Genomic DNA, 23,415 nt, shown 5'->3' with positions numbered 1-23,415 from the left:
CATGGCCGAGCAGGTACCGGTCGAGGGAGCGGCGCCCCGGGAGGGGCGGCTGCGGGTGTTCCTCGTCGACGATCACGCCATGTTCCGGGCGGGCGTACGCGCCGAGCTGGGCACCAAGGTCGAGGTGGTGGGCGAGGCCAGTACGGTGGCCGAGGCGGTCAGCCGGATCGCGGCGACCCAGCCCGACGTGGTGCTGCTCGACGTGCACATGCCCGACGGCGGCGGCCGGGCGGTGCTGGAGGCGATGCGGCGTACCCACCCGCAGGTGCGGTTCCTGGCATTGAGCGTCTCCGACGCGGCCGAGGACGTGATCGGGCTGATCCGCGCCGGCGCCCGGGGCTACGTCACCAAGACCATCTCGCCGGACGAGCTGACCGACGCGATCCGCCGGGTGGCCGACGGGGACGCCGTGTTCAGCCCCCGGCTGGCCGGGTTCGTGCTGGACGCGTTCGCGTCCCGGCCGGACGCGCCGGTCGCCGACCCGGAGCTGGACCAGCTCACCAACCGGGAGCGCGAGGTGCTCCGACTGCTGGCCCGGGGGTACGCGTACAAGGAGATCGCCAAGGAGCTGTTCATCTCGATCAAGACGGTCGAGACACACGTCTCCAACGTGCTGCGCAAGCTGCAGATGTCCAACCGGTACGAGCTGTCCCGCTGGGCTGCCGACCGCCGGCTGGTCTGACCGCCCGGTCGGGCCGCGCCGGCCTGGTCACTCGGTGCGCAGCACGGTGAACGCCTCGGCCAGCCGTCCGGCGGGGAGGCCGGCGTCGGCGGCGATCCTGCCCAGCAGGTCGTGCACCCAGGACTCCACGTCCAGGTGGGCGGTCTGCGAGCGGTGCGCCCGCATCGCGGCGATCTTCCGGTCGACCCGCGCGGTGATGTCGACGGCGTGGTCGGGCGCCGGGCCGCCCGCGTACCAGAGCTCCCGGACCACCCACGGCGCCAGGCCCTCGGCGAGCAGTTCCGGGAAGGCGAAGCGGTTGCGCGCGTCGGGGTAGACCGCGCAGGTGGTGGCCTCGCCGACGGCCAGGTGGTCCGGGTGGCTCGGGCCGGTGAGGTGCTCCCAGCGGCGCAGCGGGGAGCTGGTGAGCACCCGGTCCGGCCGGAACCGGCGGATCGCGGCGGCGATGTCGCGGCGCAGCTCCGGACCGGCGGTGAGCAGGCCGTCGGGGTGTCCGTCGAGGAAGTCGACCCGGTGTACGCCGACCACGGCGGCGGCGGCCCGCTGCTCCGCCTCCCGCAGCACGGGCATCTCCTCGCGCGGGGTGTCGTCGAACCCACCGGAGTTCCCCCGGGTCACGATCAGGTAGGCCACCTCGATACCCTCGTCCACCCAGCCGGCGATGGTGCCCGCACAGCCGAAGTCGACATCATCCGGATGGGCAAATACCGCCAGGACCCGACGCACGTCGGGAAGCACCGGAGCGGAGGCGGGGAAGCTCACAGCCACCGAGCCTACGCCGGGGTCCTGGCCCGACGTGACCGTGTCTTACCTGTTCAGAGTGGTACGAGCGGCATGTTTCATGATCTTTTCTCAAGTATCGGCAACGCGGCGGCCAACTAACGGCTTGATAACGGCACCTTCACGGAACGGGCTGGTGGGTGTCACAGTGGCAGCACCTCACCCTGGTGTGCGGCACCTCGCCGGGCCCGCCGATCACGCGACGTCGCCTTTACGTGACGCCGAGTGGCCGCCGGCCCTGCGTCGTGTCTGCGCCGGGTTGTGGTGCCCGGCGGATCGGTTACCCCTGGGGGTGTCCCGATTTCCTCTGCGGTAACCGGCGACCTGCGGTTCGGGTCGGCGGTGGTGTCACCCCCCAAACGTGCGTGAAACTCACGACGGAACCAGGTTAGAAAGAGGAGGCCCCTCGGAATGAGAGTCTCGAAGCGGGCGAGCGGCGCGCTCGCGGTGGGCGCGGCATTCGCGCTCGTCGCGTCCGGCTGCTCGAACGGGAACAATGGTGGCAGCGACGACACCGGCGCCAGCAAGGACGGCGCCATCGTCATCGAGGGCACCCAGCCGGAGCGCCCCCTGGTTCCGGCGGACACCACCGAGACCGGTGGCGGCGCGATCATCGACTACCTGTGGACCGGTCTGGTCGAGTACCCCAACAACGGTGGCGCTCCGCAGAACGCGGTTGCCGAGTCGATCGAGACCAGCGACTCCAAGGTCTTCAAGATCAAGCTCAAGCCGAACACCAAGTTCCACGACGGCACCCCCGTCAAGGCCGAGAACTTCGTCAAGGCCTGGAACTGGGCGGCGTACGGCCCGAACGGCGCGCAGAACGCCAGCTTCTTCGCCGACATCGAGGGCTTCGACCAGGTCTTCACCGAGGACCCGGACGGTCCGGACGGCCCGAAGAAGGCCCCGGAGCCGCCGGCCAAGGAGATGTCCGGCCTCAAGGTCATCGACGACTGGACCTTCGAGGCCACCCTCGCCGCGCCGACCGCGGTGTGGCCGACCAAGCTGGGCTACAGCGCCTTCGTGCCGCTGCCGGACGTCTTCTTCACGCAGAAGCCGGAGGACTTCGGCAAGAAGAACCCGATCGGTAACGGCCCGGTCAAGTTCGTCTCGTGGCAGGACGACGTCGAGATCAAGCTCACCCGCTTCGACGACTACAGCCTGCGCGACAAGATGAAGATCAAGGACGTCACCGTCAAGATGTTCCAGGAGGACACGGCGGCGTACGCCGAGCTGGTCTCCGGCAACATCGACTTCATGCAGCAGGTCCCGGTCTCCTCGCTGGCCGGCGACAAGTGGAAGGCCGACCTGGGCGACCGCGCCATCGCGTCCGTCACCCCGTCGACCGGTATCATCGCCTTCCCGCTCTACGACAAGCGCTTCCAGGACCCGAAGCTGCGTAAGGCGATCTCGCTCTCGATCAACCGGAAGGAGATCACCGACAAGATCTTCTTCGGCAACCGGACGCCGGCCGACAGCTGGGCCAACCCGCTGACCCCGGGCGCCGAGCCGGGCAACTGCACCGTCTGCACGTACGACGCGGACCAGGCCAAGGCGCTCTTCAAGGAGTCCAGCGGCTTCACCGGCAAGATGCAGTTCTTCTACAACGGTGACGCCAGCCACAAGGAGTGGATGGAGGCCGTGGCCCAGCAGGTCAAGACCACCCTGGGCATCGACGCCGTCGCCACCCCCATGCCGACCTTCGCGGTCTTCCGGCAGAACATCAACGCCCACAAGATGACCGGCCCCTACCGTGCCGGTTGGCAGCAGGACTACCCGGACGTGGAGAACTGGATCAACCCGCTCTACGTGACCAACGGCTCCTCGAACGACGGTCTGTACAGCAACGCCAAGGTCGACGCCCTCGCCAAGGAGGCCGCAGCGGCCCCCAGCATCGCGGAGTCGCACAAGAAGTTCGCTGAGGCTGTCAAGATCATCAACGATGAGGTTCCGTCCATGCCGATCTACTTCCAGGGCCAGCAGTCCGGCCACTCGGAGAAGATCAAGAAGATGGAGCTGACCAACGTCGGCGAGATCGACATCACCTCGGTCGAGCTCTGATCCGAACGGTCTGACCCCGGGTCGGGCTCGCCTACCGGTGAGCCCGACCCGGGGCCGTTCCGCGAGGGGGTGTACAACAGACCCCTCGCACGTTGTCGCCCCCGTGTCGGCCGATCCGACGCGCCCCCTGTCTGGAGGACCACCCCATGGGCCGTTATCTGTTGAGACGGCTGCTGCAACTCGTGCCGGTCTTCATCGGCACGACATTCCTGATCTACTGGCTCGTCTGGTCGGTGCCGGGCGACCCCTTCGCCGGCAAGTGCGGTGAGCGGGCCTGCCCGGACAACTTCCGCGCGGTCATGACCGCCAAGTACCACCTCGACGACTCGATCTGGGTGCAGTACGCCAGCTACATGAAGAACCTCTTCCAGGGTGACTTCGGCATCACCTTCGGCGGCCGGGAGATCAGCGACATCATCGTGACGTCGTACCCCAACACGCTGAAGCTGGCGGTGGTCGCGCTCACCATCGAGGCCGTCATCGGTCTCGGCGCGGGCGTGCTGACCGGTCTCCGGCGCAACGGCTTCCTGGACAACCTGGTCCTGATCTCCACCCTCTTCCTGATCGCGCTGCCGGTCTTCGTCATCGGCTTCGTGCTCCAGTGGCTCTTCGGTGTCAAGTGGGGCATCGTCACCCCCACCGTCTCCTCGGAGATGCGGATCAGCGAGCTGATCGTGCCCGGCTTCGTGCTCGGCAGCGCCTCGATGGCCTACATCGCCCGGCTGGCGCGCACCAGCATCGCCGAGAACCGGCGCGCCGACTACGTCCGCACCGCCATCGCCAAGGGGCTGCCCATGCGCCGGGTGGTGGGCGTGCACCTGCTGCGCAACTCGCTCATCCCGGTCGTCACGCTGCTCGGCACCGACCTCGGCGCCCTGATGGGTGGCGCGATCGTCACCGAGGGCATCTTCGGCATCAACGGCATCGGCCGCCAGGTCCTCCGCTCGATCGTCACCAAGGAGAGCGCTACCGTTGTCGGCATCGTGGTGGTCCTGGTGGTCGTGTATCTCGTGATGAACCTGCTGGTGGACCTGCTCTACGCCGCCCTGGACCCGAGGATCCGCTATGAGTGAGCGCAGCGAACGAATCATCAACGCCGTGTGCGTGGGCACCCAGGCCCGCGCCGAGCGAAGCGAGGTGCAGGCATGAGTGACCCGAGTGCCGCATCGCTGGTCAGCACCCCCCGGATCGAGCAGCCGGGCGAGAGCGGTGCCCCGGCGAACGCCGGTCTCCCGGAGAGCGCGCAGAAGCAGCAGAAGCCGCGCGGTCTGCTCGGGGATGCCTGGCTCGACCTGCGCCGCAAGCCGCTGTTCTGGATCTCCGCCGCGTTCATCCTGGTGTTCGTGGTGATGGCGGCCTTCCCGTCGCTGTTCACCTCCGGCGACGCGGTGAACGGTGCGCTGTCCCGCAGCCTGGTGAAGCCGTCGGCGGACGCCTGGTTCGGCTACGACGTGCAGGGCCGCGACGTCTTCGCCCGGACCATCTACGGCGCCCGCGCCTCGATCGTGGTGGCGCTGCTCTCCGTGATCGGCACCCTGCTGATCGGTGGCGCCATGGGCATGATCGCCGGTTATCGCGGCGGCTGGGTGGACGCGCTGCTCTCCCGCGTCGCGGACATCTTCTTCGGCCTGCCGTTCGTGCTCGGCTCGATCGTCATCCTGACCACCTTCAACGGCTCGGGCAGGGACAACAGCGAGTGGACGATCATGGGCCTGGTCATCATGTCGCTGACCGTGCTGAGCTGGCCGGTCGTGATGCGGCTGATGCGCTCCGCGGTGCTCGCCACCAAGGAGGCCGACTACATTGTCGCGGCCCGGGCACTGGGCGCCGGCACCGGCCGGATCATCTTCAAGCACCTGCTGCCGAACTGCCTCGCGCCGATCCTGGTGTACGGCACGATCATGGTCGGCTCCTTCATCGGCCTCGAGGCCACGCTGTCCTTCCTGGGTATCGGTCTGAGGAGCCCGGTGGTGTCCTGGGGCATCATGATCAGCGAGGCACAGACCCTGATCCGGGTCGCGCCGTACCTGCTGTTCTTCCCCGCCGCGTTCCTCGTCACCGCCGTGCTGAGCTTCGTCACGCTCGGCGAGACGGTCCGCGAGGCCCTCGACCCGAAGCTCCGATAGGGGAACTGAGTTGTCCGACATTCTCGTGTCCGAGCAGTCCGCGCCGGGCGCCGACGGATCCGGCCGCCCCTCGGGCCGGCTGCTCGAGGTCGACGACCTGCGGGTGGAGTTCCGTACCCGGGACGGCGTCGCCAAGGTCATCAACGGGGTGACGTACCACGTCGACGCGGGGGAGACCCTCGCCGTGCTCGGCGAGTCCGGCTCCGGCAAGAGCGTCACCGCGCAGACCATCATGGGCATCCTCGACACCCCGCCCGGCTTCGTCACCGGCGGCCAGGTCCGCTTCCACGGCAAGGACATGCTCAAGATGTCCTCCGAGCAGCGGCGTCGGATCCGGGGCGAAGGCATCGCGATGATCTTCCAGGACTCGCTCTCCGCCCTCAACCCGGTTTTCACCGTCGGCTTCCAGATCGCCGAGCAGTTCCGCATCCGGCGCGGCATGAGCCGCGCGGACGCCAAGAAGCGCGCGATCGAGATGCTCGACCAGGTGAAGATCCCGAACGCCAAGGGCCGGTACAGCAACTACCCGCACCAGTTCTCGGGTGGTATGCGGCAGCGTGCCATGATCGCGATGTCGCTGGCGCTCGACCCCGAGGTGCTGATCGCCGACGAGCCGACCACCGCGCTGGACGTGACCGTGCAGGCCCAGATCATGGACCTGCTCGCCGAGGTCCAGCGGGAGCGGCAGATGGGCATGATCCTGATCACCCACGACCTCGGCGTGGTCGCCGACGTCGCGGACCGGATCGCGGTCATGTACGCCGGCCGGATCGTCGAGGAAGCCAACGTGTACGACCTGTACGCCAAGCCGGCGCACCCGTACACCCTCGGCCTGCTCAACTCGATCCCGCGGATGGACGAGAAGGGGCAGGAGCTCCGTACCATCAAGGGCCTTCCGCCGAACCTGATGAACATCCCGTCGGGTTGCGCGTTCAACCCGCGCTGCCCGATGGCGCAGCCGGTGTGCCGGGAGAAGCTGCCCACGCTGCTGCAGCTCGGCAGCGGCCGGGCCAGCGCCTGCCACTTCGCCGAGGAGCTCGTGAGCCGTGACTGAGAACATCATCGAGGTCCGTGACCTGGTCAAGCACTACCCGGTCACCCGGGGCGTCGTGTTCAAGAAGACCGTCGGTCACGTCAAGGCGGTGGACGGGGTCTCCTTCGATCTGAAGGCCGGCGAGACCCTTGGCGTGGTGGGCGAGTCCGGCTGTGGCAAGTCGACGCTGGCCCGGGTCCTGATGAACCTGGAGCGGCCCACCGCCGGCCAGGTGCTCTACAAGGGGCAGGACATCTCCAAGATCTCCGGAGGGGCGCTGCGGCGCCTGCGCCGGCAGATCCAGCTGGTGATGCAGGACCCGTACACCTCGCTCAACCCCCGGATGACGGTCGGTGACCTGATCGGCGAGCCGTTCGAGATCCACCCCGAGGTGGCTCCGAAGGGGTCCCGCCGGAGCAAGGTCAAGGAGCTGCTCGACCTGGTCGGCCTGAACCCGGAGCACATCAACCGGTACCCGCACCAGTTCTCCGGCGGCCAGCGCCAGCGCATCGGCATCGCCCGGGCGCTCGCCCTGCGGCCCGAGATCATCGTCTGCGACGAGCCGGTCTCCGCGCTGGACGTGTCGATCCAGGCCCAGGTGATGAACCTGTTGGAGAAGCTCCAGGCCGAGTTCGGGCTGTCGTACGTCTTCATCGCCCACGACCTGTCGGTCGTGCGGCACCTCTCCGACCGGGTCGCGGTGATGTACCTCGGCAAGATCGTGGAGATCGGCACCGAGGACGAGATCTACGAGCGGCCGACGCACCCGTACACCCAGGCGCTGCTCTCGGCGGTGCCGGTGCCGGACCCGACCGTGCGGGAGAGCAAGGCGATCATCCGGCTCACCGGTGACGTCCCCTCGCCGATCAGCCCGCCCTCGGGCTGCCGGTTCCGGACCCGGTGCTGGAAGGCGCAGGACGTGTGCGCCCAGGAGGTGCCGCTGCTCCAGATCCGGCAGGGCACGGACCACGCGAGCGCCTGCCACTTCGCCGAGCGCCGGGAGATCGTGGCCACTCACGAGGCGTGATCCGGCCGGACCGCCTGTCGGCGTCAGCCCGACGCCGGCAGGCGGTCCGTCGTTTCCCGGGCCGGTCGCGCCGGTGCGGCGTCCGTCCGCCGCTCATCGCGGTACGCCGACCCGACGGTGGGCCGGGCGTCCCGCCCGGCTGCCGGCACCCCGTCCGGGCCGCCCGACCGCGGCCCGGCCACCCCGGCGGGCCGCCTCCTCACAGCGGGCCGCGGCCGGCGCGTAGCAGCAGCAGCGCGAGCTGGGTGCCGTCGGCGCCGAGCGCCTGGCGGAAGCGTTCCAGGATCTCCCGCTCCCGGGAGAGCACGAGCCGGGTGCCGCCGGCCGCCATCCGTGTCGCCCCGACCTCCTGGGACAGCGCGGCCCGCTCCTGCCAGAGCGCGATGATGGTCCGGTCGATCTCGTCGATCCGTTCCCGGATGGCCACGATCCGCTCGGCGGCCGCCGAGTCGTCGGTGCCGGTCCGGGCCGTCGCGGCCCCGGTAGGGTTCGGGCCGTCCGGCCGGTCGTTCCGCGCCGGACCGCCGCTGGACTCCACCACGTCAGTCATCATCGCCGTACCTCTCGGGTCTCGGGCCGGGGGCTGCGGATCCCGGGACGAAAAAGCCCCGGGCTCCAGGAGCCCGGGGCTTTTCGCAGGTCTGTGATCAGGCGCGACCTACGGCTGCCGGACTCCCGGAGCCGTAGTAAAAGTAGAAGCGCTGACCGAACACGTCGTCGAGTATGCCGACCGGCGGGCGGGCCGCGCAAGGAAACCGCCAACCTGTGGGATCCGATGCCGTCGTCCCGTCCCGGGCCCGCGCCTACCGGAGATGTCCGGCCGGCGGCATAGACTCGCCGTGCGATGCATCCTCTCTTCGACATTCCCGTGTCCCCGCCCGCTCCGGAGTCCCGTCCGGCCCCGCCGCACCGGCCCGGGGCCCGGTCGGATCCGCAGGCCCTTCTCGCCGGGCTGAACGGCCCCCAGCGGGACGCGGTCACCCATGCCGGTTCCCCGCTGCTGATCGTGGCCGGCGCCGGCTCCGGCAAGACCCGGGTGCTCACCAACCGGATCGCGTACCTGCTCGCCGCGCGGGACGTGCACCCGGGCGAGATCATCGCGATCACCTTCACCAACAAGGCCGCCGGCGAGATGAAGGAGCGGGTGGCCGCCCTGGTCGGCTCGCGCGCCCGGCTGATGTGGGTGTCGACCTTCCACTCGGCCTGCGTCCGCATCCTGCGCGCCGAGCACGAGCACGCCGGCCTGAAGTCCACCTTCTCGATCTACGACGCGGACGACTCGCGCCGGCTGATGCAGCTCGTCGCCCGGGAGCTGGACCTCGACCCGAAGCGCTACCCGGCCCGCGGCCTGGCGGCCCAGGTCTCCAACCTCAAGAACGAGCTGGTCGACCCGGAGGCGTTCGCCGCCCGGGCCAAGGGGCCGAACGAGCGGGCCCTGTCGGAGGCCTACACGCTCTACCAGCGGCGGCTGCGCGAGGCGCACGCGCTGGACTTCGACGACCTGATCATGGCGACGGTGCACCTGCTCCAGTCGCACCCGCACGTGGCGGAGAGCTACCGGCGGCGGTTCCGGCACGTCCTCGTCGACGAGTACCAGGACACCAACCACGCCCAGTACGTGCTGATCAAGGAGCTGGTCTCCGGCACCGAGGGGATCGAGCCGGCGGAGCTGTGCGTGGTCGGCGACGCCGACCAGTCGATCTACGCGTTCCGGGGTGCCACCATCCGCAACATCCTCGAGTTCGAGCGCGACTTCACCGACGCCCGGACGATCCTGCTGGAGCAGAACTACCGCTCCACCCAGACCATCCTCAACGCCGCCAACGCGGTGATCGACCGGAACACCTCCCGCAAGCCGAAGCGGCTGTGGAGCGACGCCGGGGCCGGCGAGCTGATCGTCGGCTACGTGGCCGACACCGAGCACGCCGAGGCGGACTGGGTCGCCCGGGAGATCGACCGGCTGGTCGACTCCGGGGACACCCGCCCCGGCGACGTGGCCGTCTTCTACCGCACCAACGCCATGTCCCGGGTCTTCGAGGAGGTGTTCATCCGGGTCGGCCTGCCGTACAAGGTGGTCGGCGGGGTGCGCTTCTACGAGCGCAAGGAGGTCCGCGACGCGTTGGCCTACCTGCGCGCGGTGGTCAACGACGACGACACGGTCAGCCTGCGCCGGATCCTCAACACCCCACGCCGGGGCATCGGCGAGCGGGCCGAGGCGTGCGTGGAGGCGCTGGCCGGCCGGGACCGGATCTCCTTCGGTGCGGCGCTGCGCCGGGCGAAGGACGCGCCCGGCATCTCCACCCGGGCCGCCAACGGGATCGCCGAGTTCGTCGCGCTGCTCGACTCCGCGCGCGAGCTGGCCGAGACCGGCACCCCGGAGGACGTGCTGGAGGCCCTGTTGACCCGCTCGGGTTACCTCACCGAGCTGGAGGAGAGCCTGGATCCGCAGGACGCCGGCCGGGTGGACAACCTCCAGGAGCTGGTCAGCGTCGCCCGCGAGTACACCGAGCGGATCGAGGCGCTGGGCGCCGACGGGGAGCGGGCCACGGTGGCCGGCTTCCTGGAGCAGGTGGCGCTGGTCGCCGACGCCGACCAGATCCCCACCGACGACCCCGACCACCAGGGTGTGGTGACCCTGATGACGCTGCACACGGCGAAGGGCCTGGAGTTCCCGGTGGTCTTCCTGACCGGCCTGGAGGACGGCGTCTTCCCGCACCTGCGCTCGCTCGGTGACACACGCGAGCTGGAGGAGGAGCGGCGGCTGGCGTACGTGGGGATCACCCGGGCCCGGCAGCGTCTCTACCTGTCCCGGGCGGTCACCCGGTCGGCCTGGGGGCAGCCGGCGTACAACCCGCCGTCGCGGTTCCTGGAGGAGCTGCCGCCGGAGCTGGTCCGCTGGGAGCGCACCGAGGGCTCGTACACCTCGTGGGCCGGCGGGGGCGGCGGCGTCGGCGGCCGCGCGGACCGCGCGCCCGGCGGGCGTGCCGGCTTCACCGGGGGTACGCCCAAGGCGACGCAGCTGGCGAAGCGGCTCGGGGTGGACGCCAGCCGGCTGTCCACCGCCAGCGAGCTGAAGCAGGCGCCGAAGGTGTCGGCGGGGGACCGGGTCAACCACCAGCGCTACGGCCTCGGCCGGGTGCTGGCGGTGGAGGGGCACGGCCCGGGTGCCCGGGCACAGATCGACTTCGGCGACCAGACCCTGTGGCTGGTGCTCCGGCACGCCCCGATCGACAAGCTCTGAGGCGACCGGCGAGGCCAGCGTCAGCCTCGGTGACCCGCGGCTGCGGCAGCCGGCCCAGGTGGCCAGCTGGCGTCGCCGGGGTGCGGCTCGCAGGTACCCCCACCCGTTCGAGGAGACAGCGCACGGAACTGTGAGGTCGGCACGTCGCCTCACATTCCGGGGAGCTGTGTCGTCGGACGGCTGAGACCGACACCGGCACCGGCTGCCGCCGGCTGGCGAGGTGACAAGGGGGAGGGACCCGATGAGTGACTTTCAGGCCGTCGCCGACCGCGTCGAGATCGAGGCGCTGCGCGGCGAGTTCACCGACGCGGCGATGATGCGCGACCGCGCCCGGCTCGCGTCGCTGTTCACGCCGGACGGCGTGCTGCGAATGCCCAACATCCCCGCCGAGCTGGTCGGCCGGGAGGAGATCCGCGCCGGGGGCGAGCGGCTGCAGGCCCAGTGGGACTTCTTCGTGCAGACCACGCACCCGGGCATGATCCAGCTTGCCGGGGACACCGCCACCGGCCGCGCCTACCTGCAGGAACTCGCGCGTACCCGGGACGGCCGCCAGGGGCTGAACTACGCCATCTACCACGATCGCTACCGGCGCACCCCGGACGGCTGGAAGTTCACCGAGCGGGTCTACGAGGTCAGGTACCTCGACACCACGCCACTGGCGGGTTCGGCGCCCCACGCGGCGGGGGCGCCCGCCGACGGGCCGGCGGCGGACAGCTCTGCGGCACCCACCCGCCACGCCACGAGCAGCTCAGCAGGCGCCAGGACCACCCGGGTTCCGGCAGCACCGTTCACCGAGCCGGCGCCCGCGCAGCGCCTGGAGCGGGCGGCCACCGCGCTGGCGGCACACGGTTTCACCGTCGAGATCCTCGACGACGCCGCCGCCGCGCGTACCCGGATCAGAGATCTGATCCCCGCGGGTGCCAGCGTATTCACCGCGGCCAGCGAGACCCTCCGCCTGTCCGGCATCGACGAGGACATCAACACCAGCGGGCGGTACCAGGCCCTCAAGCCACGCCTCCTGGCCATGGACCGCGCCACCAGCGCCGACGACATCCGGCGGCTGGCCGCCGCCCCCGACGTCGTCGTGGGCAGCGTCGCCGCGCTCACCGAGACCGGTTCCCTGGTGGCCGCCTCGGCCAGCGGAAGCCAACTACCCGCCTACGCCGGCGGTGCCGCCCACGCGATCTGGATCGTCGGGGCGCAGAAGGTGGTGCCCGATCTGGGCACCGCGCTGCGCCGCGTCGAGGAGCACGCCCTCCCGCTGGAAAGCGCCCGCGCCCAGGCGGCCTACGGGCGGCCCAGCGCCATCAACCGACTTCTCGTGCTCAACGCGGAACCCCGCCCGGGGCGCGGCACCGTCCTGCTGCTCCGCGAGGTCATCGGATTCTGACCGCACGGTCCGGTCTGGGCTCCCCACCACACCCGGCCGTCAGCAGGCCACGTCGATGCCGCGGGCGCGCAGGAACGGCGCCGGGTCGATCTGGTTCCACATCGCGCCCTGGTGCACCTCGAAGTGCAGGTGTGGGCCGGTCGCGTCTCCGGTGGCGCCCTCGTAGCCGATGACCTGGCCGGCGCTCACCTTGTCGCCGACGCTCACGATCAGGCGGCTCTGGTGGGCGTAGTGGGTCAGGTAGCCGTTGTGGTGGTCGATGAAGACCGAGTTGCCGTAGCCGTCGTTGGCGTTGCCGGCCTTGACGACGGTGCCCGCCGCGGCGGCGTGGATCGGCGTGCCGTCGGGCATGGCGAAGTCGATGCCGGCGTGCAGGGTGCCCCACCGCGGCCCGTAGCAGGAGGTGATGGTGGCACCGGCCATCGGGATGACCCACGCGGGCTTCGGCGCGCTGGTCTTCCGGGGCTTCGGCTTGGCGGTGGCGGTCGGCTTCGGCTTCGGGCTCGCCGTGGTCGGGCTCGGCGACGGGCTGGCCGGGGTGACGGACGGGCTGGCCACGGTGGCGGACGGGGTGACCGGCGTGGTCGACTCCCGGGCCGAGCGGTCGGCGCGGGCGGCGGCCTCGGCGCGGGCCCGCGCGTCGAAGTCGACGACGACCGGGTTCGACGTGCTGCCGTGGTCGGCGGTGGCGAGGGCGACGCCGCCGAGGCCGAGGCCGACCAGGGCGACCGCGCCGACGGCGAGGTACGCGGTGCGCCGACCGGTCCGCGTGGGCAGCCGGTGCCGGCCGGGGGTGTCCGGGGCGTTCTCGTTCTGGATGGAGCTGTCTTCCTGCACGGGGACCTTCATCAGTCGAGGGGCACGTGACCTCGAAATACTGATGTCGGCCCGGATCGAGCCGGGGCCGCGCCCGGGGCTGCCGGCGGGCCCGGCGACGGTCCGGGTCCGGATTGGCCCCGGGCAGGCGGTTTGACGACGGAAAGGATCATGGTCGTCTGTGGCGCCGCTCACAGTTCGTGGTGTGATCCAGGAGACTTAGACACAACGAAAACCGCCCGGATCTGCTGATCCGGGCGGTGAATGGGCGATACGCAGCGTCAGGAAGCAGCTACCTCGGGGTAGATTGCCTCGATCTGCAGGGTGATGTCCACTCCGCGCTCCTCGAGCCACGGCACCGGGTCCAGCGGTTGCCCCTTGACATGGATCTCCAGGTGCAGGTGTGCGCCGTAGGAGTGGCCCGTGTTCCCGACCAGGCCGAGCTGGTCGCCGGCCTTGACCTGCTGGCCCTGCTTGACGTTGACCTCGGAGGAGTGGCCGTAGATGGCTTCGCTGCCGTCCGGGTGCTCGACGATCACCGTATAGCCGTAGCCGCCGAACCAGCCGGCCTTGGTGACCGTGCCGTCGTGGATCGCGACGTACGGGGTGCCCTCCGGGGCGACCAGGTCGATGCCGCTGTGCAGCTTGCCCCAGCGCATGCCGTAGGGGTACTTGAAGTCGTACCCGACCAGTGGCAGCCGCCAGACGTCCTCCTTGGCGGCGGCCTTGGTGTCCGCCCGGCTGTCGCGGGAGGCGCGGTCGGCGGTGTCGGCGCGCGCCGCGATGTCCTGGCTGGTGATCGAGGCCTGTCTGAGCTCGTCGAGGACCGACGGGCTGACGCTCTTGGCGTCCGGGAAGGCGTTCGCGCCGAGGGCGACGATGCCAGCTCCCACGAAGGCGGTGGTGACGACCGCTGCGTAGCGGCTCCGTGGCGGGGTGGGTACGCGGCGGCGGCCGCGATATCTATCGGGCTCAGACGACAGGCGCTGGCGCACGCACACCCTCCGTTGTCGGGGATCCGATGCGACCGCCGACCGTTCGGTGAAGCTCCGTCGAACGTCCGGTGACCGCGTCGTCACCCGTCCGTGGACCTGATGACAACCGTGGCCACGTTAGCCAACCGCCACTCCTGTCACAAGCCAAAGCGCCGAAATGGCGTTTCATTCTGTCCGTTTACATCCGGTCTTGTCATGGCTCGTGTCGCCGGTCGGCTGGCCTGCCTACTGGCCGTTCGTAGCGCAGAGTGACCGTTCGGCGGAGGTGTCCGGCTTCTGATGCACGTGGTCGGGCGGTAGTAGGCCGGCCCGGGTTTCCGGCGGCCGGTCGGCCGGGTTACCGTTCGTTCAGGTGAGGTGCCGGAGCCGGTGAAAGGTGTGCGCTGATGAGCTCTCGTATCCGGGTCGTCGTCGCGAAGCCCGGCCTGGACGGCCACGACCGGGGCGCGAAGGTCGTCGCGCGTGCCCTGCGGGACGCCGGCATGGAGGTCATCTACACGGGCCTGCACCAGACCCCGGAGCAGATCGTGGAGACCGCGATCCAGGAGGACGCCGACGCGGTCGGCCTCTCCGTGCTGTCCGGCGCGCACATGACCCTCTTCAAGCGGGTGCTGGAGCTGCTCGCCGAGCGCGACGCGACCGACATCGTCGTCTTCGGCGGCGGCATCATCCCGGACGCCGACATCCCGGAGCTGGAGCAGCTCGGCGTCGCGAAGATCTTCACCCCGGGTGCCACCACCCAGTCCATCGTCGAGTGGGTCCGGGGGAACGTCGCCCAGCCGGTCGGTTGACCGTTGCCGCCACCGGCCGATGGCAGGCGCTGCGGCCGGGCGTGGTCGGATTCGCCGCGACGAACGTGATGTCGTTGCCGGACCGGATCGGACCGGACCGAATGACCGGGGCCGGCACGCAGCGTCCGGAGCCGATGCCACCAGCAGCTCGGGACGGCGGCGTCCCCGTGGCGTGAGTCGTTCGCGACATCAGGGCTGCAGCGGGTGGGGGCGTCGTCCCGGGGGCGCTCGGCGGCACCCGGACAGGGGGAAGGGCCGGACGCACCCCTCACACGTCCGGCCCTTCTATGCACGATGCCCCGCCGCCACCCCTCGACCGACAGGGCATCGGCCGCTCCCGCCGTCGCGCCTGACCAGCGCTCCGACATCAGACTCAACGACGCCCCCGACGGGGGGTTACGCCTCTTTCCCGACATCCCTCGGACGGCTGAACGGCTGCCCGACGCCGGGTCCCGGTGTGCGGGCCGGCGGCCTGGTGCGGGGTTCGGGGGACGGTGTGGCCGCAGTGCGCGCCGTATCGTGTGCCTGCCCGGACCGCGCCCCGCGCTCGACCACCCTCGGGAGCCACCGTGACCCAGCCGTCGTACCCGCAGCCCGACCCCGCCGGCGGCTGGCCCCCGCCGCCCCCACCGCACCCCGGCTGGCCGGCGGCGCACCAACCCGCCGCGCAGCAACCCACGCCGGGCTGGCCGGCGGCGCACCAACCCGCCGCGCAGCAACCCGCGCCGGGCTGGCCGGCGGCGCACCAACCCGCCGCGCAGCAACCCGCGCCGGGCTGGCCGGCCGCGCACCAACCCGCCCCGTATCAACCCGCGCCGGGCTGGCCGGCCGCGCACCAGGCGTACCCCGGCGGGGTCGGGCCGGCGCAACTGCCACCGCCGTGGCAGCCGCCGGCCACGCCCACGACGAAGCGGATCCCGGAGGACCAGCCGTTCGTGGCGCGGCCGAGCCTGCGCAAGCGGGCGCTGCCCTTCGGCCTGCTGATCCTCTTCATCGGCCTGCTGATGGCCTGCCCGATCGGCATGGCCGCGTCGGCTGGCGAGGGCGATGCCGGACTCCTGTTCGTCATCCCGGTGATCATGCTGTTCGTCGCGCTGCCGGTGGGCCTCCAGTTCTGGCTGATCACCTCCGGCGGACCGGTGCTCGCCGTCGGACCGGCCGGGCTCTGGATCAAGACCCGCCCCACCCGGGGGCAGGCCATCTGGCTGCCGTGGGAGGCGATCGACCGGATCTACCTGCGGCGCTGGGCGCTGGAGAAGATGCTCTGCGTCAAGCCGCGTGACCCGCGCGCCGGCACCGGGCTGGGCGCCTTCACCGCCTTGGACTCCGGGCTGCAGCAGGCGTTCTTCGGCACGGGTTTCACGGCGACGGTCAACTTCGCAGACCGCTCCGAGGAGGAGATCATGCGGGCCGTCGTCGGGTACGCGGCCGGCCGCTGCCGGGTGGGCTGAGCCGCCATGGCGGGACGCTGTGCAGTTCCACACACCGCGCACCCGCTCGGTTGCCGGCGGTCCCCATCTCGTTAGGCTGCGGCAAATGGCCTGTCTCATCTGATGACAGGCGTCAAACTGATTTTCCAACGCTGGTGGCGGCGCGACGGCGCGCCGCGGAGACGGGACGGGACGCGCAAACGTGGACCTGTACGAGTACCAGGGGCGGGACCTGTTCGAGCGGCACGGGTTGCCCGTGCTCGCCGGCGGCGTCGCCACTACCCCGGAGGAGGCCCGCGCGATCGCCGAACGCCTCGGCGGCCGGGTGGTCGTCAAGGCGCAGGTGAAGGTCGGCGGCCGTGGCAAGGCCGGCGGCGTGAAGCTGGCCGAGGGCGCGGAGGAGACGGTGGCCCGGGCCACCGACATCCTCGGGATGGACATCAAGGGCCACACGGTCCACAAGGTCATGATCACCGTGACCGCGGACGTGGCCGAGGAGTACTACTTCTCGTACCTGCTCGACCGGGCGAACCGCACCTTCCTCTGCATCGCCAGCGTGGCCGGCGGCATGGACATCGAGCAGGTCGCCGCCGAGACCCCGGAGAAGGTGGTCAAGGCCCCGATCGACGCCAACGTCGGGGTGGACGAGGCGAAGGCGCGCGAGATCGTGACCGCGGCCGGTTTCCCGGCCGAGGTGGCCGACCAGGTCGTCGAGGTCGCGGTCAAGCTGTGGCAGGCGTTCGTCGCCGAGGACGCCACGCTGGTCGAGGTGAACCCGCTGGCCAAGACCAAGGACGGCAGGCTGCTGCTGCTGGACGCCAAGGTCAGCCTGGACGAGAACGCCGGCTTCCGGCACCCGGACCACGAGGCTCTGGTCGACCAGGCGTCGGTCGACCCGCTGGAGCAGGCCGCCAAGGAGAAGGACCTCAACTACGTCAAGCTCGACGGCGAGGTCGGCATCATCGGCAACGGCGCGGGCCTGGTCATGTCCACCCTCGACGTGGTGGCGTACGCGGGCGAGCGGCACGGCGGCGTCAAGCCGGCCAACTTCCTCGACATCGGTGGCGGCGCGAGCGCCGCGGTGATGGCGAACGGCCTGGAGATCGTGCTCTCCGACCCCTCGGTCAAGAGCGTATTCGTCAACGTCTTCGGCGGCATCACCGCCTGCGACGCGGTCGCCAACGGGATCGTGCAGGCGCTGGCGCTGCTCGAGCAGCGCGGCGAGCAGGTCACCAAGCCGCTGGTCGTCCGGCTCGACGGCAACAACGCCGAGGCCGGCCGGGCGATCCTCGACGGCGCGAACAACCCGCTGATCGAGCGGGTCGACACCATGGATGGCGCGGCCGAGCGGGCCGCCGAGCTGGCCGCGGCGGGGGTCTGATCATGGCAATCTGGCTGACCAAGGACTCCAAGGTCATCGTGCAGGGGATGACCGGCTCCGAGGGTTCCAAGCACACCCGGCGGATGCTCGCCGCCGGCACCAACATCGTCGGCGGCGTCAACCCGCGCAAGGCGGGCCAGAAGGTCGACTTCGACGGCACCGAGCTGCCGGTCTTCGCCACCGTGGCGGACGCCATGAAGGAGACCGGGGCGGACGTCACGGTCATCTTCGTGCCGCCGCAGTTCACCAGGGCCGCGGTGGTCGAGGCGATCGACGCCGGCATCGACCTGGCCGTGGTGATCACCGAGGGCGTGCCGGTGCACGACACCGCCGCGTTCTGGGCGTACAACGTGGCCAAGGGCGAGCGGACCCGGATCATCGGCCCGAACTGCCCGGGCATCGCCTCGCCGGGCGCCTCCAACGCCGGCATCATCCCGGCCGACATCACCGGCAGCGGCCGGATCGGCCTGGTCAGCAAGAGCGGCACGCTGACCTACCAGATGATGTACGAGCTGCGGGACATCGGCTTCTCGACCTGCGTCGGCATCGGTGGTGACCCGATCATCGGCACCACCCACATCGACGCCCTGGCCGCGTTCGAGGCGGACCCGGAGACCGACGCCATCGTGATGATCGGCGAGATCGGCGGCGACGCCGAGGAGCGGGCGGCCGAGTTCATCAAGGCCAACGTCACCAAGCCGGTGGTCGGCTACATCGCCGGCTTCACCGCCCCGCCCGGCAAGACCATGGGCCACGCCGGCGCGATCATCTCCGGCTCGGCGGGCACCGCCGAGGCGAAGAAGATGGCGCTGGAGGCGGTCGGCGTCAAGGTCGGCAAGACCCCGACCGAGACCGCCAAGCTGATGCGGGAGATCATGTCCGGCCGCTGAGCGGTCGCGTGACGTGTCGAGGGGGTCGACCGGAAGCCGGTCGGCCCCCTCGCCGTGTCAGCGGTACCAGTACGGATGGTAGTAGGCGCCTCGGGCCCGGACGATCGCGCTGACGATGATGTTGATGACGCCGAACGTGATCGCCAGCCAGCCGAGCAGCTGGGAGCGCCGGAAGCGCCGCGCGTCCCGGATCGACAGGTAGCCGAAGACGATGCCGAGGATGCCGCAGCAGAACAGGCCGAAGATGATCCCCAGGACGCCCCAGAGGGTGGTCCGGTCCCGGCCGACGGCCGACGGTGGTGGCGGTGGGTACGGAGCGTTCACGGCTTCCTCCCAGCGGTCGGCGCCGCGGCTGGCGGTTCGCGTCCTGCGCTGAGGCTAATCCGGATCGGGACCGCCGACCGGTGGATCACGGAACTCGCCGCGGCCCGGGGGCGGTATCGGACTGCCACCGCTGGCGCGGCATGCCAGAGTAGAGCCAATGTCACCCGTCACCCCTGACCAGCCACGCCGTCCCGCCGCCGGTGTCGCCGACGCCCGGCCGACCGGCCGTGCCGGGCCCCGGGTGCCCGCGCCCCGGTCGGCGGAGGCGCCGCGCGGTCGGGCCCCGCTGCCCGTCGCCGCCGGGGTGGCGGCCGGCTGGGCCGCCGTGACGTCCTGGCTGCCGGTGACCCTGGTGCTCGGGCTAGCCCAGCTCAGCGAGGACGCCGGCTCGCTGCCGGGCGCGCTGCGCGCCGGCCTGGCCGGCTGGTTGCTCGGCCACGGTGTGCCACTGCAGACCGGCGCCGGGCCGCTCGGCCTGGCGCCGCTCGCCCTGACCGCGCTCGCCGTCTGGCGACTCACCCGGGCCGGCGTCCACGTCAGTCGGGCCATCGGCACCCGCGGCGGGCGCTCGCCCGGGCAGGCGCTCACCGCCGCGGTCGCCGTCGGCCTCGGGTACGCGCTGCTCGGTGCCCTCGCCGCGGTCGTGGCCGGCACCGGCGGGCTGCGGGTGTCGCCGGTCCGGGCCGGGCTGACCTTCGCGCTCGTGGGCGCGCTCGCCGCCCTGGTCGGCGCGGTACGTACCACCGGCGTGTCGGTGCTGCTGGCCCGGCGGTCGCCGGCGCCGCTGCGGGACGGGGTGCGGACCGGGCTGGTCGCCGGGCTGCTGTTGCTCGGCGCGGGCGCCGGAGCGGCCGGGCTCGCCGTGGCGACCGGGGGCGGCGACGCGGCCGACATGATCGGGGCGTACCGGACCGGGGTGGCCGGTCAGGCGGGCATCACCCTGGTGAGCCTCGCGTACGCCCCGAACGCCACCGTCTGGTCGGCCAGTTACCTGCTCGGGCCCGGGTTCGCCGTCGGCACCGACACGGCCGTACGCACCAGCGAGGTGTCCCTCGGCGCGCTGCCGGCCGTACCGTTGCTGGCCGGGTTGCCGAGCGGGCCGATGGACGGGCTCGGCGCGGGGCTGCTCGCGGTGCCGGTGCTGGCCGGGATGGCCGCCGGCTGGCTGCTGGCCCGGCGGCTGGCGCGGCTCGCGGCGCAGGAGCGGGCCACGGTCGGCTGGGCGGCGCTGCTCGGGCCGGCGGCGCTCGCCGGCCCGGTCGCCGGGGTGCTGCTCGGCGTGGCCGCCGCGATCTCCGGTGGGCCGCTCGGTGGCGGCCGGCTGGCCGAGATCGGTCCGGTGTGGTGGCAGGTGGCCGGGGTGGCCACGGCGGTCGTCGCGGCCGGTGCGCTGCTCGGGGCCGTCGCCACCCGGCTCCTCACCCGCGATTCCGCCGCGGGAGGCCGGGCGCGGCCGGGGGTAGGCACGGCGAGGGGCGCCCCGGATGCTCCGGAGCGCCCCTGAGACGCCGGTGGATCAGGGAGCGGTCGGCAGGCTGAAGTTCGCCACCAGCGCCAGGACGAGCAGCAGGATGCCCAGGCCGGCGCCGACGAGGCCGCAGATGAAGCCGGCCTTCGCCTGGCCCTCGTTGTTGGCCAGCCCCTGCGCGGCCTTCTGCCGGCCGAGGTGGCCGGTGACCGCGGCGGCGATGCCGACCGGGATGCCGAGGTAGAAGCAGCAGATCAGCGGGATCGACGCGATACCGAGGATCATCGACACCAGGCCCAGCGTGTTCTGCTGGCCCTGCGGCTGCGGGTAGCCGGCGTTCGGGTACGTCGGCGCGCCGTACGGCTGCTGCTGCCCGTAGGGGTCCTGCGGGGGCTGTCCGTACGGCTGGCCCGAGGTGGGCTGCTGCCCGTACTGCGGCGCCGCGGGCGGCTGGCCGTACGGGTCGTGGGGCTGCTGCGGGTTGTTCGGGTCCTGACCGGGGTAGCCGGGCTGCATTACGGGGTGCTCCTCAAACTGGGGTCGACGGTCTGGTCGGTGTCGCCGTTCATCACTCCCCCCAGCACCGGTACGCCGCGGCACACGGGCCCGGAACCAAGGTCACGATGCCGACGCCGGGGCCGGGCGTACGCCAGCACCGGGCGACGGCAGCGTATCGTGCCGGCGCCATCCCGAGATCACCCGCGTGACGCCGCCGCCCGAGGAATGGACGTCCGGGCCCGCCCGATAGGGTGGCCCGGTGACCGAGCCCGCGTCCGCCGCCCGTCTCGTCGTCCTCGTCTCCGGCTCCGGCAGCAACCTCCAGGCGCTGCTGGATGCCGCCGTCGACCCCGGTTACGGAGCGCGGGTGGTGGCCGTCGGCGCCGACCGCGACGGGATCGCGGGCCTGGACCGGGCCGCCGCTGCCGGCGTGCCGACCTTCGTGGCGAAGCTGACGGACCATCCGACCCGCGAGGACTGGGACCGGGCCCTGACCGCCCGGGTCGCCGAGTACCGGCCGGACCTGGTGATCAGCGCCGGTTTCCTCAAGCTGGTCGGCCCGCACTTCCTGGCCGCGTTCGGCGACCGCTACCTGAACACCCACAACACCCTGCTGCCGGCGTTCCCCGGCATCCACGGGCCCCGGGACGCCCTCGCCTACGGCGTGAAGATCACCGGGGCCACGCTGTTCTTCGTCGACGCCGGGATGGACACCGGCCCGATCGTCGCCCAGGTCGCCGTGCCCGTGCTGGACGACGACGACGAGGAGACGCTCACCGAGCGCATCAAGGAGGCCGAGCGGCGCCAGCTCGTGGAGCAGGTCGGTCGGCTGGTCCGTGAAGGTTGGACGATCACCGGCAGAAAGGTCACTGTTCCGTGAGCACCAGTGAGGACGCGCGCCGCCCGATCCGGCGGGCGCTGGTCAGCGTCTACGACAAGACCGGGCTGGTCGAGCTGGCCCAGGCCCTGCACCGGGCCGGGGTGGAGATCGTCTCGACCGGCAGCACCGCGTCCACGATCTCCGGCGCGGGCGTGCCGGTGACCCCGGTCGACCAGGTGACCGGCTTCCCGGAGATCCTCGACGGCCGGGTCAAGACCCTGCACCCGAAGATCCACGGTGGCCTCCTCGCCGATCTGCGCAAGGACGCGCACGCCGCCCAGCTGGACGAGCACGGCATCGCCGGCATCGACCTGCTGGTCTCCAACCTCTACCCGTTCCAGGCCACGGTCGCCTCCGGCGCGAGCCAGGACGAGTGCGTCGAGCAGATCGACATCGGCGGCCCGGCGATGGTCCGGGCGGCGGCCAAGAACCACGCCTCGGTCGCCGTGGTGACCGACCCGGCGGCGTACCCGGCGCTGTTGGCGGCGCTGGCCGAGGGCGGATTCACGCTGGCCCAGCGGCGGGCGCTCGCCGCCCGGGCGTTCGCCGACATCGCCGACTACGACGTGGCCGTCGCCGAGTGGTTCGCGGCCAGCCTGGCGCCGGCCGCGGACGGGTGGCCGGAGTTCGCCGGCCTGGCGCTGCGCCGGCAGGCGGTGCTGCGCTACGGCGAGAACCCGCACCAGGCGGCGGCCCTGTACGCCGACCCGGCCAGCCCGGCCGGGCTGGCCCAGGCGGAGCAGCTGCACGGCAAGGAGATGTCGTACAACAACTACGTCGACGCGGACGCCGCCTGGCGGGCCGCGAACGACTTCCCGGAGCAGCCGGCGGTGGCGATCATCAAGCACGCCAACCCGTGCGGCATCGCGGTCGGCGCGGACGTGGCCGAGGCGCACCGCAAGGCGCACGCCTGCGACCCGGTGTCGGCGTACGGGGGCGTGATCGCGGTGAACCGGCCGGTGAGCGTCGAGCTGGCCCGGCAGGTCGCGGAGATCTTCACCGAGGTGCTGGTGGCCCCGGGCTTCGAGGCCGGCGCCGTCGAGATCCTCCAGGCGAAGAAGAACATCCGGCTGCTGCGCGCCCCGGAGTTCAACCCGCTGCCGGCCGAGTGGCGGCAGGTGACCGGCGGTGTTCTGGTGCAGCTGCGGGACCGGATCGACGCCGAGGGCGACGACCCGGCGCACTGGCGACTGGCCACCGGCGAGGCCGCCGACGAGGCCACCCTGCGCGACCTCGCGTTCGCCTGGCGTGCGGTCCGCGCGGTGAAGAGCAACGCGATCCTGCTGGCGAAGGACGGCGCCACCGTCGGCGTCGGGATGGGCCAGGTGAACCGGGTCGACTCGGCGCGGCTCGCGGTCAGCCGGGCCGGCGCCGACCGGGCCCGTGGGTCGGTCTGTGCCTCGGACGCCTTCTTCCCGTTCGCCGACGGGCCGAGGATCCTCATCGAGTCCGCGGTCCGGGCGATCGTCCAGCCGGGTGGGTCGATCCGCGACGACGAGACCATCGCCGCCTGCAAGGAGGCCGGCGTGACGATGTACCTCACCGGCACCCGGCACTTCTTCCACTGAGCACGGCCACCACGCCGGGCGCGGCCGACCGGCC

21 protein-coding genes are annotated in these 23,415 nt (G+C 71.6%); 15 read left to right on the top strand and 6 right to left on the bottom strand.

The features are described 5' to 3' along the window. Position 1 precedes the first annotated feature (1 nt). Complete coding sequence (locus ABZ570_RS08650) at positions 2–682, top strand: response regulator transcription factor (protein ID WP_358058995.1); 681 nt, start codon at positions 2–4, stop codon at positions 680–682. Between the two features lie 27 nt (positions 683–709). Here the strand turns inward: ABZ570_RS08650 and ABZ570_RS08645 are convergent, their stop codons facing one another. Beyond that, on the bottom strand, positions 710–1,444 hold the full coding sequence (locus ABZ570_RS08645; RefSeq protein ID WP_358058992.1) for a PIG-L deacetylase family protein: 735 nt from the start codon (positions 1,442–1,444) through the stop codon (positions 710–712). A gap of 429 nt (positions 1,445–1,873) precedes the next feature. On the opposite strand from ABZ570_RS08645, the gene ABZ570_RS08640 reads away from it, so the two are divergent. The 5 genes from ABZ570_RS08640 to ABZ570_RS08620 all read left to right on the top strand — a co-directional run bounded on the left by ABZ570_RS08640 (position 1,874) and on the right by ABZ570_RS08620 (position 7,709). Next, on the top strand, positions 1,874–3,523 hold the full coding sequence (locus ABZ570_RS08640) for an ABC transporter substrate-binding protein (protein WP_358058989.1): 1,650 nt from the start codon (positions 1,874–1,876) through the stop codon (positions 3,521–3,523). Between the two features lie 146 nt (positions 3,524–3,669). After that, positions 3,670–4,596: an ABC transporter permease gene (locus tag ABZ570_RS08635; RefSeq protein ID WP_358058986.1), complete on the top strand. Its 927-nt coding sequence runs from the start codon at positions 3,670–3,672 to the stop codon at positions 4,594–4,596. A 72-nt stretch (positions 4,597–4,668) separates the two neighbouring features. Then, on the top strand, positions 4,669–5,649 hold the full coding sequence (locus ABZ570_RS08630) for an ABC transporter permease (protein ID WP_358058983.1): 981 nt from the start codon (positions 4,669–4,671) through the stop codon (positions 5,647–5,649). A gap of 25 nt (positions 5,650–5,674) precedes the next feature. Continuing rightward, entirely contained in the window at positions 5,675–6,703 is a 1,029-nt protein-coding gene (locus ABZ570_RS08625; RefSeq protein ID WP_358059031.1) for an ABC transporter ATP-binding protein, read from the top strand. Continuing rightward, complete coding sequence (locus ABZ570_RS08620; protein ID WP_358058980.1) at positions 6,696–7,709, top strand: dipeptide ABC transporter ATP-binding protein; 1,014 nt, start codon at positions 6,696–6,698, stop codon at positions 7,707–7,709. The genes ABZ570_RS08625 and ABZ570_RS08620 overlap by 8 nt, the downstream gene beginning before the upstream one ends. 199 nt (positions 7,710–7,908) lie before the next feature. Here the strand turns inward: ABZ570_RS08620 and ABZ570_RS08615 are convergent, their stop codons facing one another. After that, positions 7,909–8,262 (bottom strand): chorismate mutase, encoded by a 354-nt coding sequence (locus ABZ570_RS08615; protein ID WP_358058977.1) that lies wholly within the window; start codon positions 8,260–8,262, stop codon positions 7,909–7,911. Between the two features lie 291 nt (positions 8,263–8,553). On the opposite strand from ABZ570_RS08615, the gene pcrA reads away from it, so the two are divergent. Beyond that, positions 8,554–10,950: a DNA helicase PcrA gene (gene pcrA / locus ABZ570_RS08610; RefSeq protein ID WP_358058974.1), complete on the top strand. Its 2,397-nt coding sequence runs from the start codon at positions 8,554–8,556 to the stop codon at positions 10,948–10,950. A gap of 241 nt (positions 10,951–11,191) precedes the next feature. Beyond that, positions 11,192–12,340 (top strand): nuclear transport factor 2 family protein, encoded by a 1,149-nt coding sequence (locus tag ABZ570_RS08605; RefSeq protein ID WP_358058971.1) that lies wholly within the window; start codon positions 11,192–11,194, stop codon positions 12,338–12,340. A 39-nt stretch (positions 12,341–12,379) separates the two neighbouring features. On the opposite strand, the gene ABZ570_RS08600 is transcribed toward ABZ570_RS08605, so the two are convergent. Together ABZ570_RS08600 and ABZ570_RS08595 are read right to left on the bottom strand one after the other, a co-directional pair. Further along, positions 12,380–13,189, bottom strand: coding sequence for a peptidoglycan DD-metalloendopeptidase family protein (locus ABZ570_RS08600; protein ID WP_358058968.1), 810 nt, complete (start codon positions 13,187–13,189; stop codon positions 12,380–12,382). 248 nt (positions 13,190–13,437) lie between these two features. Further along, complete coding sequence (locus tag ABZ570_RS08595) at positions 13,438–14,151, bottom strand: M23 family metallopeptidase (RefSeq protein ID WP_358058965.1); 714 nt, start codon at positions 14,149–14,151, stop codon at positions 13,438–13,440. Positions 14,152–14,537: 386 nt separating this feature from the next. Between ABZ570_RS08595 and ABZ570_RS08590 the strand changes: the two genes are divergently transcribed. The 4 genes from ABZ570_RS08590 to sucD all read left to right on the top strand — a co-directional run bounded on the left by ABZ570_RS08590 (position 14,538) and on the right by sucD (position 18,643). Further along, positions 14,538–14,942, top strand: coding sequence for a cobalamin B12-binding domain-containing protein (locus ABZ570_RS08590; protein WP_358058962.1), 405 nt, complete (start codon positions 14,538–14,540; stop codon positions 14,940–14,942). A 569-nt stretch (positions 14,943–15,511) separates the two neighbouring features. After that, entirely contained in the window at positions 15,512–16,393 is an 882-nt protein-coding gene (locus tag ABZ570_RS08585) for a hypothetical protein (protein WP_358058959.1), read from the top strand. A 181-nt stretch (positions 16,394–16,574) separates the two neighbouring features. After that, the gene (gene sucC, locus ABZ570_RS08580; protein ID WP_358058956.1) at positions 16,575–17,753 is read left to right on the top strand and encodes an ADP-forming succinate--CoA ligase subunit beta; all 1,179 of its coding nucleotides are present in this window, start codon (positions 16,575–16,577) and stop codon (positions 17,751–17,753) included. Positions 17,754–17,755: 2 nt separating this feature from the next. Beyond that, positions 17,756–18,643, top strand: a complete 888-nt coding sequence (gene sucD / locus ABZ570_RS08575; RefSeq protein WP_358058953.1) for a succinate--CoA ligase subunit alpha — start codon at positions 17,756–17,758, stop codon at positions 18,641–18,643. A gap of 57 nt (positions 18,644–18,700) precedes the next feature. Here sucD and ABZ570_RS08570 read toward each other — a convergent pair whose 3' ends face one another. After that, positions 18,701–18,967 carry a DUF4190 domain-containing protein gene (locus tag ABZ570_RS08570; protein WP_358058950.1) on the bottom strand — a complete coding sequence of 89 codons (267 nt, stop codon included), beginning with the start codon at positions 18,965–18,967 and terminating at the stop codon, positions 18,701–18,703. Positions 18,968–19,124: 157 nt separating this feature from the next. Between ABZ570_RS08570 and ABZ570_RS08565 the strand changes: the two genes are divergently transcribed. Beyond that, positions 19,125–20,471, top strand: coding sequence for a DUF6350 family protein (locus ABZ570_RS08565; RefSeq protein ID WP_358058947.1), 1,347 nt, complete (start codon positions 19,125–19,127; stop codon positions 20,469–20,471). A 12-nt stretch (positions 20,472–20,483) separates the two neighbouring features. Here the strand turns inward: ABZ570_RS08565 and ABZ570_RS08560 are convergent, their stop codons facing one another. Continuing rightward, positions 20,484–20,951 (bottom strand): hypothetical protein, encoded by a 468-nt coding sequence (locus tag ABZ570_RS08560; protein ID WP_358058944.1) that lies wholly within the window; start codon positions 20,949–20,951, stop codon positions 20,484–20,486. Positions 20,952–21,192: 241 nt separating this feature from the next. Between ABZ570_RS08560 and purN the strand changes: the two genes are divergently transcribed. Both purN and purH read left to right on the top strand, forming a co-directional pair. Next, positions 21,193–21,813, top strand: coding sequence for a phosphoribosylglycinamide formyltransferase (purN, locus tag ABZ570_RS08555; protein WP_358058941.1), 621 nt, complete (start codon positions 21,193–21,195; stop codon positions 21,811–21,813). Then, positions 21,810–23,381, top strand: a complete 1,572-nt coding sequence (gene purH, locus ABZ570_RS08550; protein WP_358058938.1) for a bifunctional phosphoribosylaminoimidazolecarboxamide formyltransferase/IMP cyclohydrolase — start codon at positions 21,810–21,812, stop codon at positions 23,379–23,381. Before purN ends, purH begins: the two co-directional genes overlap by 4 nt. Positions 23,382–23,415 lie beyond the last annotated feature (34 nt).

The organism is Micromonospora sp. NPDC007271 (assembly GCF_040634005.1).
Lineage (GTDB): Bacteria > Actinomycetota > Actinomycetes > Mycobacteriales > Micromonosporaceae > Micromonospora.
Note: the sequence above shows the minus strand (reverse complement) of the source record. Positions and strands in the feature narration are given on the sequence as shown.

Bases quoted from the DNA above. Each gene is read 5' to 3' on its own strand.
- pcrA (WP_358058974.1), top strand. From the start codon at position 8,554: ATGCATCCTCTCTTCGACATTCCCGTGTCCCCGCCCGCTCCGGAGTCC.
- ABZ570_RS08640 (WP_358058989.1), top strand. From the start codon at position 1,874: ATGAGAGTCTCGAAGCGGGCGAGCGGCGCGCTCGCGGTGGGCGCGGCA.
- ABZ570_RS08615 (WP_358058977.1), bottom strand. From the start codon at position 8,262: ATGATGACTGACGTGGTGGAGTCCAGCGGCGGTCCGGCGCGGAACGAC.
- ABZ570_RS08560 (WP_358058944.1), bottom strand. From the start codon at position 20,951: ATGCAGCCCGGCTACCCCGGTCAGGACCCGAACAACCCGCAGCAGCCC.
- ABZ570_RS08605 (WP_358058971.1), top strand. From the start codon at position 11,192: ATGAGTGACTTTCAGGCCGTCGCCGACCGCGTCGAGATCGAGGCGCTG.
- ABZ570_RS08590 (WP_358058962.1), top strand. From the start codon at position 14,538: ATGAGCTCTCGTATCCGGGTCGTCGTCGCGAAGCCCGGCCTGGACGGC.
- ABZ570_RS08635 (WP_358058986.1), top strand. From the start codon at position 3,670: ATGGGCCGTTATCTGTTGAGACGGCTGCTGCAACTCGTGCCGGTCTTC.
- ABZ570_RS08565 (WP_358058947.1), top strand. From the start codon at position 19,125: ATGTCACCCGTCACCCCTGACCAGCCACGCCGTCCCGCCGCCGGTGTC.
- ABZ570_RS08650 (WP_358058995.1), top strand. From the start codon at position 2: ATGGCCGAGCAGGTACCGGTCGAGGGAGCGGCGCCCCGGGAGGGGCGG.
- ABZ570_RS08630 (WP_358058983.1), top strand. From the start codon at position 4,669: ATGAGTGACCCGAGTGCCGCATCGCTGGTCAGCACCCCCCGGATCGAG.
- sucD (WP_358058953.1), top strand. From the start codon at position 17,756: ATGGCAATCTGGCTGACCAAGGACTCCAAGGTCATCGTGCAGGGGATG.
- ABZ570_RS08600 (WP_358058968.1), bottom strand. From the start codon at position 13,189: ATGAAGGTCCCCGTGCAGGAAGACAGCTCCATCCAGAACGAGAACGCC.